The organism is Parvibaculum sp. MBR-TMA-1.3b-4.2, from assembly GCF_053628815.1.
In genome coordinates this window covers 908,151-921,934 of record NZ_JBRJHC010000001.1, presented here as the reverse complement: position 1 = coordinate 921,934, position 13,784 = coordinate 908,151, and the positions used below count along the sequence as shown (strand labels likewise).

General features: G+C 63.3%; 12 protein-coding genes. 8 read left to right on the top strand and 4 right to left on the bottom strand.

Going from position 1 to position 13,784, the window contains the following annotated elements; translation table 11 throughout:
- Positions 1-13 precede the first annotated feature (13 nt).
- From ACSSVQ_RS04525 to ACSSVQ_RS04500, 6 genes are all read left to right on the top strand, one after another.
- Positions 14-1,042 carry an acyl-CoA dehydrogenase family protein gene (locus ACSSVQ_RS04525; protein WP_454181015.1) on the top strand — a complete coding sequence of 343 codons (1,029 nt, stop codon included), beginning with the start codon at positions 14-16 and terminating at the stop codon, positions 1,040-1,042.
- A gap of 34 nt (positions 1,043-1,076) precedes the next feature.
- Entirely contained in the window at positions 1,077-1,748 is a 672-nt protein-coding gene (locus ACSSVQ_RS04520) for a nitroreductase (RefSeq protein WP_454181014.1), read from the top strand.
- Between the two features lie 65 nt (positions 1,749-1,813).
- Complete coding sequence (locus ACSSVQ_RS04515) at positions 1,814-2,215, top strand: PepSY domain-containing protein (protein WP_293326413.1); 402 nt, start codon at positions 1,814-1,816, stop codon at positions 2,213-2,215.
- A gap of 9 nt (positions 2,216-2,224) precedes the next feature.
- The gene (locus ACSSVQ_RS04510; protein WP_454181013.1) at positions 2,225-2,896 is read left to right on the top strand and encodes a response regulator; all 672 of its coding nucleotides are present in this window, start codon (positions 2,225-2,227) and stop codon (positions 2,894-2,896) included.
- Entirely contained in the window at positions 2,886-4,259 is a 1,374-nt protein-coding gene (locus tag ACSSVQ_RS04505) for an ATP-binding protein (RefSeq protein ID WP_454181012.1), read from the top strand. The genes ACSSVQ_RS04510 and ACSSVQ_RS04505 overlap by 11 nt, the downstream gene beginning before the upstream one ends.
- 264 nt (positions 4,260-4,523) lie before the next feature.
- Positions 4,524-5,120, top strand: a complete 597-nt coding sequence (locus tag ACSSVQ_RS04500) for an RT0821/Lpp0805 family surface protein (RefSeq protein ID WP_454181011.1) — start codon at positions 4,524-4,526, stop codon at positions 5,118-5,120.
- A 548-nt stretch (positions 5,121-5,668) separates the two neighbouring features.
- On the opposite strand, the gene ACSSVQ_RS04495 is transcribed toward ACSSVQ_RS04500, so the two are convergent.
- The gene (locus tag ACSSVQ_RS04495) at positions 5,669-7,042 is read right to left on the bottom strand and encodes a YihY/virulence factor BrkB family protein (RefSeq protein ID WP_454181010.1); all 1,374 of its coding nucleotides are present in this window, start codon (positions 7,040-7,042) and stop codon (positions 5,669-5,671) included.
- A gap of 231 nt (positions 7,043-7,273) precedes the next feature.
- Positions 7,274-7,480, bottom strand: a complete 207-nt coding sequence (locus ACSSVQ_RS04490; protein WP_167094146.1) for a cold-shock protein — start codon at positions 7,478-7,480, stop codon at positions 7,274-7,276.
- Between the two features lie 338 nt (positions 7,481-7,818).
- On the opposite strand from ACSSVQ_RS04490, the gene ACSSVQ_RS04485 reads away from it, so the two are divergent.
- Positions 7,819-9,237 carry a hypothetical protein gene (locus tag ACSSVQ_RS04485; RefSeq protein ID WP_454181009.1) on the top strand — a complete coding sequence of 473 codons (1,419 nt, stop codon included), beginning with the start codon at positions 7,819-7,821 and terminating at the stop codon, positions 9,235-9,237.
- A 127-nt stretch (positions 9,238-9,364) separates the two neighbouring features.
- On the opposite strand, the gene ACSSVQ_RS04480 is transcribed toward ACSSVQ_RS04485, so the two are convergent.
- Positions 9,365-10,390: a D-cysteine desulfhydrase family protein gene (locus ACSSVQ_RS04480; RefSeq protein WP_454181008.1), complete on the bottom strand. Its 1,026-nt coding sequence runs from the start codon at positions 10,388-10,390 to the stop codon at positions 9,365-9,367.
- 16 nt (positions 10,391-10,406) lie between these two features.
- On the bottom strand, positions 10,407-11,630 hold the full coding sequence (locus ACSSVQ_RS04475) for a CaiB/BaiF CoA transferase family protein (RefSeq protein WP_454181007.1): 1,224 nt from the start codon (positions 11,628-11,630) through the stop codon (positions 10,407-10,409).
- A gap of 325 nt (positions 11,631-11,955) precedes the next feature.
- Here ACSSVQ_RS04475 and ACSSVQ_RS04470 point away from each other — a divergent pair, with 325 nt between their 5' ends.
- Positions 11,956-13,779 (top strand): ATP-binding protein, encoded by a 1,824-nt coding sequence (locus tag ACSSVQ_RS04470; RefSeq protein ID WP_454181006.1) that lies wholly within the window; start codon positions 11,956-11,958, stop codon positions 13,777-13,779.
- Positions 13,780-13,784 lie beyond the last annotated feature (5 nt).

Genomic DNA, 13,784 nt, shown 5'->3' with positions numbered 1-13,784 from the left:
GAGGAGAAAACAGATGAACGAATTGCAGACGATCCTCTCCGACAGCGTGAACGGCCTGCTCGGCGACCGGGTGACGAAACCGCTTCTGGAAAAGGCCGAAGCGGGCGAGTTTCCGCAAGCGCTTTGGGACGAAGTGGAAGCGAACGGCCTCACCCGCGTACTGGTAAACGAAGAGCAGGGCGGCGCCGGCGGCACATGGGCCGATGCCAATATGGTGCTGAAGGCGGCGGGCGATCATGCCGCGCCGATGCCCATTGCCGAGGCGGTGCTGGCAAGCTGGCTGCTCGACAAGGCCGGTATCGAGGTCCCTGAAGGTGTTATCACCGTGATGGAAGGCGAGTTCCGCCTCGATGGCGACAAGCTGTCGGGCAAGGCGGCCCGCGTGCCCTGGGGCCGCAATGCGAAACATGCCGTGACGCTTGTGGAAGGTCAGGGCGGCGCGCAGGCCGTGCTTGTGGCGCTGGACGGGGTGCCAATCGAGGAAGACATCAATGTAGCGCGCGAGCCGCGCGACACGCTGACGTTCAATGCGGCTCCAGCAGTGGTGAAGCCCGCCGGGCTCGATGCGGAGGCGCTGACGCTTTACGGCGCGCTCATCCGTTCTGCGCAGATGGCAGGCGCGCTCGCCTATCTGCTGCGCCAGAGCGTTCAGTATGCGAATGAACGCAAGCAGTTCGGCCGCGAGATCGGCAAGTTCCAGGCGATCCAGCAACAGCTTGCCGTGCTGTCGACGCAGGCCGCGGCGGCGGGGACGGCGGCGGCCCATGCCTGCGCCAGTGCCGACCGGCAGGACGATCCCTCCTTCGAGATCGCCATCGCCAAGGTGCGCGCGGACGATGCGGCCAATATCGCTACGTCGATTGCGCATCAGGTGCATGGCGCCATCGGTTTCACCTATGAGCACGGGCTGCACTATGCGACGCGCAGGCTCTGGTCCTGGCGGGCGGAATTCGGCGCAGGCGCGGATTGGGCCGAACAGCTCGGCCGCCAGACGATCACGCGCGGCGCCGACGCACTCTGGCCGTTCGTGACGGCGCGCTAAAGGAATTCGCAACACCGTAAACGAGGTATCCCCCATGAATGTGTCCGAAGCGCTGAAAACGCGCATCACCTGCCGCGCCTTTCAGGACAAGCCCGTGCCGGAAGCGACGCTGCGCGAGCTGCTCGAAACGGCGAAATATGCGCCGTCGGGCGGCAACCTGCAGCCCTGGCATGTCTATGCGCTGACGGGAAAGAAGCTCGAAGAGTTTCTGGGGATCATCCGCGACAAGGCGAAGGACAATCCCTTCGGCGAGGGGACGGAATACGACATCTATCCCAAGGGCCTGACCGACCCCTATCGCAGCCGCCGCTTCAAATGCGGCGAGGACATGTATGCCTCCATCGGCGTGGCGCGCGAGGACAAGGCGGGCCGGCTCCAGCAGTTTTCCAGAAATTTCGAGTTTTTCGGCGCACCCGTCGCGCTCTTCTTTGCCATCGACCGCCAGATGGGGCTCGGCCAGTGGGCCGATCTCGGCATGTTCATGCAGTCGGTCATGCTGCTGGCGCGCGAATACGGGCTCCACACCGCGCCGCAGGAAGCCTGGGCGATCTGGCACAAGACCATTGTCGAATTTGTGGACATGCCCGAAGAGCTTATGCTGTTCTGCGGTATGGGGCTTGGCTATATGGACGAAAACGCGCCCATCAACCGGCTCCGGACGGATCGCGCGCCGCTCGAGGAAATCGTGTCCTTCGAGGGGTTCTGACCCTTTGAATGGGGCGTAACCTGCCGTTCATCCCGGGTTCAGTGAGGACGGTTTAGGCTCCCTCCATGATTTCGCAGTCCACATATCGCTTCATGGCCAAGGCCGCGCAGATTGCGCTGCTGGCGGCGGCATTTGCCGTGTCCGCCAGCGCCGCCCGGGCCGATGGAGTGTCTTTCGGCAGCGGGGCGGCGGCCTGGCCGCGCGCCCAGGGCTATGTGAGCCGGCCGCTTTACGATGCACGGTCCGATCAGGACAATGCGCGCAATGCGGTGAAGGCGGGAAACGTGCTGTCGCTGGAGCAGATCCTGCCGCGCGTGCGGGCGCGTTTTCCCGGACAGCATCTGGATTCGCGTCTCATTCAGGCGGGAGGACGCGCCGTCTACAAGGTAAAGATGCGCATGAATGATGGCAGCGTTAAGATCATCACCGTCGATGCCCGCTCCGGCAAGATCCTCGGCGCGAGATAGGAGAGACCCATGCGGCTTCTGGTGGTGGAAGACGATCCGGATCTGAAAAGGCAGCTCGTCAGCGCGCTTCAGGAAGCCGGCTATGTGGTCGACAGCGCCACAGACGGTGAAGAGGGCCATTTCCTCGGCGATACCGAACCCTATGACGCCGTCGTGCTCGATCTGGGCCTGCCGGAAATGGACGGCGTGACCGTACTCGAAAAATGGCGGCGCGACGGCAAGACCATGCCCGTGCTGATCCTGACTGCGCGCGACCGCTGGTCGGACAAGGTCGCGGGCTTCGACGCGGGCGCCGACGATTATGTGGCCAAGCCCTTCTATATGGAGGAAGTGCTGGCGCGGCTTCGCGCGCTGCTGCGCCGCGCGGCGGGCCATGCCTCCAGCGAACTGGAATGCGGCCCGCTGATGATCGACACGCGGACGTCGCGCGTGACGGTGAACGGCAAGGCGGTGAAACTCACCTCGCTGGAATACAGGCTGCTCTCCTATCTGATGCATCATCAGGGCCGCGTCATCTCGCGGACCGAACTGGTCGAACATCTCTACGACCAGGATTTCGACCGGGATTCGAACACGATCGAAGTGTTCGTTGGCCGCCTGCGCCGCAAGCTCGGCAAGGATCTCATCGAGACCGTGCGGGGCCTCGGCTACCGCCTGACGGCACCGGAAGATGCGGTCTAGCAGCCTCGCGTTCCGCCTCGTCGCAGGCGCGGCCTTCTGGAGTTCCATCGTCCTCGTGGCGGGCGGGATCATTCTCTCCACATTGTTCAGGGGCTCGGTCGAGCGCAGCTTCGATGCGCGGCTCGCCTCCATGCTGGACAGCCTCATCGCCAGTACCGATGTCTCGCCCGACGGCAAGCTGGAACGCTCGCGCCAGCTGAGCGAAAGCCGCTTCGATTTCGCCTATTCGGGCCTTTACTGGCAGATTGCCCCGCTGGCCCCGCGCGCGCCCCTGCGCTCGCGCTCCCTCTTCGACCAGAAGCTCGATATTGACGCAGGCAAGAAAGTCGAGCGCGGCGAGAACGGTATCAAGGCCTTCGGGACGACCGGGCCGGAAGGCCAGCATCTGCGCGTGCTGGAGCGGCGTATCTCGCTGCCCGGATATGATGTGCCGGTCTCTTTCGCCGTCGCGGCCGACCGTGCGGAACTGGAAGGGGATATCGCCCATTTCAATGGATGGGTCGCCGCCTCCATGGGTGTGCTCGGTATTGTGCTGCTGGGCGCGCTTCTCATTCAGGTGCGTTTCGGCCTGCAACCGCTGGACAGGGTGCGCCTGTCGCTTGCGAATATCCGCTCCGGCCGGGCGACGCGGCTGGAAGGCGAGTTCCCGAGCGAGATCGAACCGCTGGCCGAGGAACTGAACGGCCTGCTGGACGGCAATCGGGAAGTGCTGGAACGCGCGCGGACCCATGTCGGCAATCTTGCCCATGCGTTGAAGACGCCGCTCAGCATCCTTTCCAACGAAGCCCGCGCGCAGAAAAACGAATTCGGCGGTCTAGTCGAGAAGACCTCGAGCCAGATGCGCGAGCAGATCGACCATCATCTGGCGCGGGCCCGCATGGCGGCGTCGGCCAATGTGCTGGGCGCCCATAGCGACGCCTCGGAGGTGATGAAGCGCCTCGCCCGGACGCTGGAGCGCATCTATGCGGAACGCGGTATCCGGATCGATCTTACCATGCCCGACGGGATCGGATTTCGCGGCGAAGCGCAGGACCTGGAAGAGATCGCGGGCAATCTCCTCGACAATGCCTGCAAATGGGCGGAGAGCGCTGTGCGGGTGGAGCTGACGCCGCATGCCGAGCGCCGCAAGGGGCGGCCGTTCTTTCTGCTCGCCATCGAGGATGACGGGCCGGGCCTGCCGGCGGAAAAGCGCGAGGCGGCGCTCAAGCGCGGCGGGAGGCTCGATGAATCGAAGCCTGGCTCCGGCCTCGGTCTCTCCATCGTGACGGAAATCGTGGAGCTTTACGGCGGCGACCTGACGCTCGCCGATGCAGCGTCCGGCGGTCTCCGCGCCGAGGTGCGGCTGCCGCAAGCGGGGGAGTAGGCAGTTCCAATCCATCTGGTGTCATCCCGGCCTTGTGCCGGGATCCAGAGCGACAAACTCTTTGCCTTGCGGCCCTGGACCCCGGGACGAAGCCCGGGGTGACATTCATGGTTGGGGAAGAAGCCATGCCTTTCTGCCAACTGGTTTTGAGAAGCTGAATGGCGGATGAACGCCGCATTCAGGGCCCGCTCAAGCACCCCCCGATAATGTACCCCCATGAGCTGCCGGATGTCCGGCAGGCACGACATCGAAAGGGGTGCCGAAATGACTTTCTCTCGTATCTCCAAAGCCGCGACCGCTGTGGCCCTGATCCTCGGCATGTCCGCAGCGACCACCATGGCCAATGCCGGTCCGCGCTACTCCTACGACCAGTACAACAATCGCTACGACCAGCAGCGCTATGACAATCGCTACGACAGCCGTTACGACCGGCGCTACGACGATAACTATCGCGACGACAGCAACGACCGCGGCAAGGATATGATCGGCGCCATCGGCGGCGCCTTGATCGGCGGTCTGCTCGGCTCGCAGTTCGGCGGCGGCGACGGCAAGCTCTTCACCACCGGCGCGGGCGTGCTGGTCGGCGCCATGCTGGGCAAAAACATTGCCAGCAACCTGGATCGCCGCGACCGTCCCTATGTCGAGCGTGCCTCCTATGACGCGCTGGCCGGCGGAAGCCGCACGCGGTGGCGCAATCCTGATAGCGGCAATTACGGCTATGTGACACCGGCTGCCAGCTATAATCGCGGTGGCCGCCATTGCCGCGAATATGAGCAGACGATCTATATCAACAACCGCGCCCGCAATGCCCATGGCACGGCCTGCCGCATGCAGGACGGCACCTGGCAGATCGTCAACTGATCGTCCGTAGACGTACCGGTTCTCTGTCCGGACATCTCCTCGAAAATGAAAAGGCCGCCGCATTCCCCATAAGGGAGTGCGGCGGCCAGTTCGGAACGGTTGCGACGCGACCTGCTATTTGTGCTGTCGTCAGGCCGCCCCGTCTGCGTGCCGGATGTCGGTCGACTGCCGCCCTGCGGGGCGGCGAATGGAAAATGAGCTAGGCGGAAAGGGTCCCGGAAGTGTCCGTCCTTGTCCACCTCGCCTCACGATCCTGAGTCGGAATCGATATCCGGGCGATGGCAAACGGTGTCACTAAACCGTTAGACATCGGATCACCTCCTTTCCTTGTTGAACACGGGACTTAACCGTGAATCCGGACACGGCCCGCGTCAAGGGGATGTATGTGACAAGTTTCAAAACACACCATCCAGTGGAAACAAAGGCGCGTATTTTGGGGATTTTCCGTAGGCGGACGCCGCCGGATAATTTACCGGAGTGTTCGGGTCTGCGCGCCACAGGCGCCGCGAGCCGCATGGCGGCTGCGCATTAAGGACGAAAAAGACGAATCAATTGCCGCTGACCGCGCGCGGTTTCACCGGATCGGCGGCTTTCTCGTCCTGATCGATCAGGGTCTGCATGGTGATGTCGTCGGTAATCTCTTCTTCCCGCTCCGAAAGCCGGGTGAAGAGCTTTTCCACACGAGGCTCCTTTGCGAAGCTGCTCGACGGGATCGCCTGATCCGCGGTTTTGCGGTGCCGCACGGCGGAGATCACATCGGTGATACTGGTCTTGTCGCTCGGTTTGCCGGGCACCAGGCGGGCAGGGCTGTCCCCGGTGAGGTTCAGGAGCCCCGCCTTGCGCAGCGCCCGCGAAATCTGCCCGACCGCCTCCATCGGCAGATGCAGCCGCTTGGACAGCGTTTCCTCGGTCCAGGGCGTGTGCCCCCTGGCGAAGGATTCGTGAATGAGCAGCAGGGCCTGAACCGACATCCGCTCAAGCTGGGCGGAGTTGAGATAGCCGATGCCTGCGACGGGCGAGAGGTGCCGTCGGTTCTGGAAATAGAAGGAGATGGCGCAACCGCCGAGCAGGATCAGCCAGGCCGCATAGAGCCAGAACATGAACATGACGAGGCTGGCAAAGGCGGAATAGATGGCGACCGTCTGAGCGGACTTCACCACGAAGGTCGCAAACCCCCAGCCGACCGCGCCCCATGTGATGCCCGCCACCGTGGCCCCGGCAAAGGCGGAGGAAAGCCGCACCCGCGTATTGGGAACCAGCGCATAGACGAAGGTGAAGGCGCTGATCAGGATGACATAGGGGACCGCCCGGCTCGACTGCTCGACGACGAAGCGCACAGGGGCCCATTCGATGACGGATCCGACCAGGGAATTGGAGAGCGCCCCCGCCGCGATGCCTGCGAAGGTGAAGGCGACGATCGGCCCGAGCACGCCCATGCTGACGAGCTCGGTGAATTGCTGCGCGATCGAGCGGCTCGCCTCGACATGCCAGATCGAATTGAAGGCTTCTTCCACCTTCTTGATCATCGAGATGACGGTATAGAGCAGGAAGGCGAAGCCGACGGTTCCCAGCACATTCGCATTTACGCGCTGCACGAATTCCATCATGCGCTGCGTGACCTCCGCGCCCTGGGCGCCGAGCGGGGAGAGGAAGTCGGCGAGCATGCCTTCGATATAGCTGTCGAAGCCGAAGGCGCGGGCGACGGCAAAGCCGATGGCCAGCGCCGGGACGATGGAGAGAAGCGTCGTATAGACAAGGCTCATCGCCCTGAGATTGAGCGAGCCCGCAAGCAGGTCGCGAATGACGACCCATGAAATCCGCAGCGACGTGACCGCGACCCGGCGCCAGAGCGGCTGGTCTTCATCCGTCGGTTCCCAGATGAAACTTTCTATCCGGTTTTGAAGCAGACTTGGGCTGATCATGGCGCAATCCAGAAACATTCCCGGCGACCATAGACCGATCGAAAGCGTTCAGGGTCTTTCATCGGTCCGGTCTTTGCGGGTAATGCCGGTCTCGCCGGACGGTCATGACGACGATCATGACCGGGGAGCCACCGGCGGCCCGTGACAAAAGAAAGACCCCCCAGCTGGGGGTGGGGGGTCTCGAACTTGTAGGGCCGGGAAACCCGGCCGGAGGTCTTGTCAGCGGCTGTGTCAGCCGATAACGAGTTCCTCGGCAGAGAAACGACCGTTTCGGCCTTCCACCAGTTCGTACTGGATGGACTGGCCTTCCTGCAGTGTTTTCTGTCCGGCACGTTCAACAGCCGAGATGTGTACGAACACATCTTTGCCGCCGTCTTCCGGTGCGATGAACCCATAACCTTTTGTGGCGTTGAACCACTTAACGACTCCGGTAGCCATATGCGTCGATAGCCTTCAGTAAGTAAGTAATCAGGGCACCCCCGGATCACCGGAGATGTCCAGTTGTTAACGCTATCACCGAATAATCGTCGTCGCGAATCGAAATCTGGACAGTGTTCGAGATAATTTCGGGCTGCCCGTAAACGTTTAGTACCGTTTGCATTTTCGGCGGCCGTCCGGATCGCGGAGTAAAAATTCCTGTCTTCGGTTTTCCGTCGCAGTGTTGTCATCCATGCGTCGGGAACCAAATGTTAAATATAAAGCCCTAGCGTTGCTGCCTTGCGGGCGAGATGTCTGAGCGCCGTCCGCGTTGCTGTTTCAGGTGGCGGAACGGATCAATGGAGAGCACGGCCGATACAGGCTTGAGCAGGAAGCTGGCGCAGTATCTCGAAAAACTGCCCGAGCCGACTCTGCTGAAGCTCGCCTACGGGCTGGAGCGCGAAAAGCTGCGCGGCACCAAAGGGCTGCCGTTCGATGAGCTGATTTCCGCGCTGCGTCCGCTCCTCGCCACAATCGGCGGAGAGCGTCCGGGCCTGCCCGATCCCATGCGCCATTTCTGTCAGCCTTTCGAAGATCTTCTGGTTACGGACGGTGTGCGCCCGCGACGGGGCCAGATTTCGCGCAGCGCCATCGCGCTGGTCTGGGCCTGGCTCGAAAACGATCTTCTGCCCGACGCGCTGCCCGATCTCTGTCGTCATGTGACGGAAAAGACGCTGGAAGGCGACAAGGCCGGTCTCGAAGCCGCCGTGTCGGTGATGCATGAATCGGCCTCACGCGCCATGCGCGCCGAAATCGAGCGGGCGAGAAAGGATACCGCCTATTGCCGGGAGCTTGAGCGCCGGCTGTCGGGCGAAGAGGGGCTCGACGATGCCCGAAAAATTGCCGATGTGCTGGCGATCGCGCCGGCGATGATAAAGCTCCAGAAGATGCTGCCCAAGCCCATCGAGAACCTCGATGAGACGATGGTGAAGCAGGTCCGGGAACTTTATGACGAGGTGAGCGAAGAGGCGCCGGAGCGCGCCATCTACATTGCCTATGGCGTGGCGGGCCGTCTGCGTGAGCCTCATCAGGTGCTGCGCCTGGCGCGTCGCATTGCTCACCAGCGCAACGACATTCTTATCAGCCGGACGGAACTTGCCGTGCTCGGCGAGGATATTCTGTCGGAAATGGAAACCATCGCAGCCGAGGCGGAAGCCGCGCGTCCGGGCCGCACGGATCTGGAAAAGCTGCTGGAGGACGTGAAGCGCTTCACGTGCCTGTCAAAAGGGCTCACGACGGAAATCGACCTGCGCCGTTGCGGCGAATGGGGGCAGCGTCTGCTCGGCGCCCGCGCCAAATTCTCCGTCGCGCTGGCCGAAGAGCTGTCGCGCATCGAACTCATACTGGTGCGGGCGCTGCCCTTGCAGCAAATGGGCGTCTATGGCCGGGGCGCGCCCCAGCGGCCCGATATCGCGGATGCCCCGTCGAAAGAACGCAGCGACAAGGCGATTGCCGCCGTGCATTTCCTGCATGGCATAACGCCCTATGCCGAGGCGGTGGGCGCGCAAAGCCATTGCTGCAGCGTCAGCAAGCAGGTCACCGCCTATCTCGATGCCTATGAGGATCGTCTGCTCGAAGAATTGCGTCTGTCGGACGGCGAGCAGCGCGAGCACGCCTCCCTCTATCTGGAGCTGGTGGCGCATTTCCGCGAAGAACTCGGCTATACCGATCAGGCCGATATTCTGCGCCGCCGCGGCCTGGCCGCCGCCCAGGGCTGACGAACAGAGATTTCGGTGTCTTTCTATCCCGTCATGCCCCGCTTCATGCGGGGCATCCACGTCTTTGCGTCAAAGAGGGAAGGCGTGGATGGCCCGAACAAGTCGGGCCATGACGAAGCGGGGTGGACTAACGGTCCGAAAATTCTTCCGCATAGGCAAAGAGCCCCGGCGCACCGCCGGTATGCAGAAACACCACATTGTCTTCCGCGCGCATGCGCCCGTCGAGGATGAGGCCGATCAGACCCGCCATCGCCTTGCCCGAATAGACCGGGTCGAGGAAGACGCCTTCCAGACGCGCCAGCGTTTCGACCGCCCGGCGCATCTGCGCGGTGGGAACGCCGTATCCGTCTCCGAGATAGCCCGCTTCCAGCGCCACGACGTCATTCGGCGGCAGGTCCGCCCCAAGCGCTTCCGCCGTCTTGACTGCGAGCGCATGGATGTCATTGGCCATGGCCTGCGTATCGTCGCGATAGACATTGATGCCCAGCACCGCCGGGCCGCCGGGACGCAGCATCTGCCCGGCTACGAGACCGGCCTGCGTGCCGCCGCTCGACGAGCCGTGAACGATATGGCTTGCCGCAATCCCGAGCGCTTCGAGCTGGTCGGCCAGCTCCAGATAGGCATTCACATAGCCCATCGTGCCGGTGACGTTGGACCCGCCGACAGGCACGAAATAGGCCTTGCGACCCTGCGAGGCGAGCTCCTGCATGACCCGCTCGAAGACCTTCACCGGATCGGCGTCCGAGGCCTCCACGATCACGCGCGCGCCGAGAAGATCGTCCAGAAGCAGGTTGCCGGAGCGGCGGTAGTCGCGACCCTGATAGGGCACGGTATCGAACAGCACGAGAACGCAATCGAGTCCCGCGGCGGCCGCCGCCGCTGCCGTCTGGCGTGCATGGTTCGACTGGGCCGCGCCCGCCGTGATGACGGTATCGCAGCCTTGCGCCAGCGCCTCGCCGATCAGGAATTCGAGCTTGCGCGTCTTGTTGCCGCCAAAGGCGAGCCCGGTGCAATCGTCGCGCTTGATGAAAAGCCGGGGCACGCCGTTCTCCGTCATCTCCGACAGCGCCTCGCGCAGGCGGGGGAGTTCATCCAGCGGCGTTGGCAGATGCGCCAGCCGCTTGCGGGGGAGGGCGGCGAGTTTGTCGGACATGAGGTTTCCCTTTCGCTCAGATCGTACCGTCGTCACGCATGGCGCCGATCTCTTCGGGAGTGTAGCCGAGCGAGGCGAGAATGGTGTCGGTATGTTCGCCGAGCTGCGGCGCGCGCTGGCTCAGCTTGCCCGGCGTGCGCGACAGGCGCACCGGCGTTTCGGCAATCGGCGCAGGACCGTTCATGCCGGGAAAGGGCATGGGATTGAGATAGCCCATCGCCTGAATATGCCGGTCGTCCAGCGCCTGTTGCGGCGAATAGACCGGCCCGGCGGGAATGCGCGCGGCTTCGAGTTCGGCGAGCGCTTCTTCGGTGGTGCGTTCGCCCGCCCATTCCCGCGTGCGCTGAGAGAGAATCTCGCCATGGTCGCCGCGCGAGATGTCGTCCTTGAAGCGTGGATCGTCGAGCCATTTTTCCGGCTCGCCCATCAGCCGCGCCCAGCGTTTGAAAAGCGGCTGGCCGATCACCTGCACGAGGATCCAGCCATCCTTTGTCGGCACGATGTCGGCGGGACCGGCATAGGGACTGCGATTGCCGATGGCGACGCGGTCGATCTGCCGCATCTGCTGTTCGATCAGATGAAAATTGAAAAAGGAAAGCGCGGTCGACAGAAGCGATCCTTCCACGATTTGTCCCTCGCCGGAGCGCGCCCGCTCCATCAATGCCGCCATCGTGCCGAACGCCGAGAGCGAAGCGGTGCCGAAATCCACCCAGGGGGCGTAGGACTTCATCGGTTCGTCGGGATGGCCGGTGAGGTAGGACGCGCCCACCATGGATTGCGCAACGCCGTCGAATCCCGTCCGCTCGCTATAGGGGCCGCCATGGCCGAAGGCGGAAACGGTGGTGAGGATGATATCGGGCTTCACCGCCTTCAGGCTGTCATAGTCGAGCCCCATGGCCTTCAGCGTCGCAGGCGGCAGGTTGGCGACCACGACATCGGCGGTGGCGACGAGCTTCTTCACGACCTCCCGGCCTTTCTCGTTCATCGGGTCGAGTGTGAGGCCGCGCTTGTTCCGGTTCATTTGCAGATACATGGCGCCTTCGCCGCCATCGCCCGCCGCGGCTCCCGGCACGACGGGCTGCACGAACCGGTCTTCGCTGCCGTCGCGCTTTTCCACCCGGATGACTTCCGCGCCGAGATCGCCCAGCAGCGCCGCGCAATAGGGGCCGGCGATGTAGCGCCCGAAATCGAGCACTCTGACGCCTTCGAGAAGCGGCGGTACCGTGCCGTTTTGATCCATTGCTGAGAACCCTCCCTTAGTCGGACCGGTCTTTAACCGCGCCGGTCCGCGTTTTTTCGCACGATAAGCGCCCGGGTCGCCGGTGGCCAGAAGCGCAATAGCTGTTTTGCCATTTGTTTAGGGTTATTCCCTAGGGTTTCCAGGCGTCCGGAAAGTTGTGTGCGGCCGGACGCCGGCGGCGATGTGCCTGACGCTCGTTTCTTCCCGCGTTTTCGAGAAGCTGCGGAGGAGAACGGGCGGATCGCGTCATGCCGGAGGGGGTGAAGAAGGCGAGCGTTCGCCGCGAAGGGAGTGTGCCATGACCATTGGCGCCACAATGAAGCGCATGATTCGACCGACGGCCGCGACCGGCGTCACCCGCGATCCGGTGTTCTTCCGCTGGACGGGCGAATTCGCCGACGCGGCGCTCGAAGAAAAGTTCCTGCGAGCCAACCTGAACGACCTGCGGGCGCGGGTTCGTGCCACCCTTTATGGTTGCTACGTGTTCGTCATCTGGGGGGCGTTCGACCTTGTTACCCATGGACCGACACCGCTCTTCTTTTTGGTGATGACCGGGCGCCTGGCCGCGCTCCTGCTGCTTGTGGCGGCTCTCAAGCTGTTCAGGAGGCCCGGGCAGCTGAACGGACTGTTCGTCGCGCTCACCCTGTCGCAGTTTCTGGTCGCCACCATCGCGCCCTTTTCCCTTTGGTGGGACAGCACGGATTACAGCACGGGCATCATGAGCATCGTCGTGGTGCTCTTCGCTTTCTATGTCGGCGTGCCGACCAAGCTGTCGCGCAATCTCGCGGCGTCTCTGGTGCTGACATTCGGTGCGATTCTGGTGGCGCCGGCGCTCGGCAATTACGACCCGGCGACGCTGCTCCAGAATGCGCTGCTTCTGATCGCCGCCAATGCCATCGGCGTCCAGATCGTGCGCGCCAATAACCGGCTGCGCCGCGAAGCCTATCTGACCATGCGCCAGCAGGACGAACTGAACGAACAGCTCACCCATGAGATCGATGTCCGCCGCGAGGCCGAGCAGGCCATGCGCGCGTCGGAAGAGAGTTTCGAGAGCCTCTTCTTCAATGCGCCCCAGCCGCTCGCACTGGTGGATCCGCGCAGCCTCGAAGTGATCCAGGCAAACAGCGCCGCGCAGGCCTTGGTGGGCTATGAGAGGGACGGGGACAGCAAGCTGAACGTTTCAAGCTTTTTCCCCAATGGCGATGTCGTCCCCTCGCTGCGCATGGTTGCCGAAAGCGGCGGGCGCGGCGCGGGAAAGGAAGTCGAGCTGATCCGCTTCGACGGAACCCGGATCTGGGTGGCCGTGTCGGTCGCGCCCGTAGGGTTCAAGGGCCGCCGTTCCGTTCTGGTGGGGCTTCAGGACGTGACCGAAAAGCGCCGCCAGCTCGACACGCTGCGCCAGGCGCGCGACATGGCCAATGAGGCCAGCCGGTCCAAATCCGAATTCCTTGCAAATATGAGCCATGAGCTGAGGACGCCGCTCAACGCCATTATCGGCTTTTCCGAGGCCTTGCAGAACGAACTCTTCGGTCCGGTCGGCTCGCCGCGCTACCGGGAATATGCCGAGGATATTCACGATAGCGGTGTGCATCTCCTCACACTCATCAACGATATTCTGGACCTGTCGAAAATCGAGGCCGGCCACTTCAAGCTTCATGAGGACGAGGCGGACCTCAATCCGATCGTCTCTTCCGCCCTGCGGCTGGTGCGGCACCGCGCCGAAAAGGCGGACATCACCCTCAATTGCGTTCTGCCGGACCCGCCGCTCACCGTCGTCGTCGACGAGCGCGCCCTGAAGCAGGTCCTCATCAATCTCATCGCCAATGCGGTGAAGTTCTCTCACGCCGGTTCCAGCGTGACGGTCAGCGCCGGGTTGAGGAGCGATTCCCTTCGCATATCGGTCGCCGATCGCGGCATCGGTATGGAGGCGGACGACATTCCCAGGGCGCTCGCTCCCTTCAGCCAGCTCGACGGCACGCTGTCGCGCAGCCATGAGGGAACGGGGCTCGGCCTGCCGCTCGCCAAACATCTGACGGAACTGCATGGCGGCACGCTTTCCATCGAAAGCGCCCCCGATGTCGGAACCACCGTGCATGTCGACCTGCCGATCGAATGCGTCGCCCATCGCCTCGACCGGGATACCGCCTGAGGCGC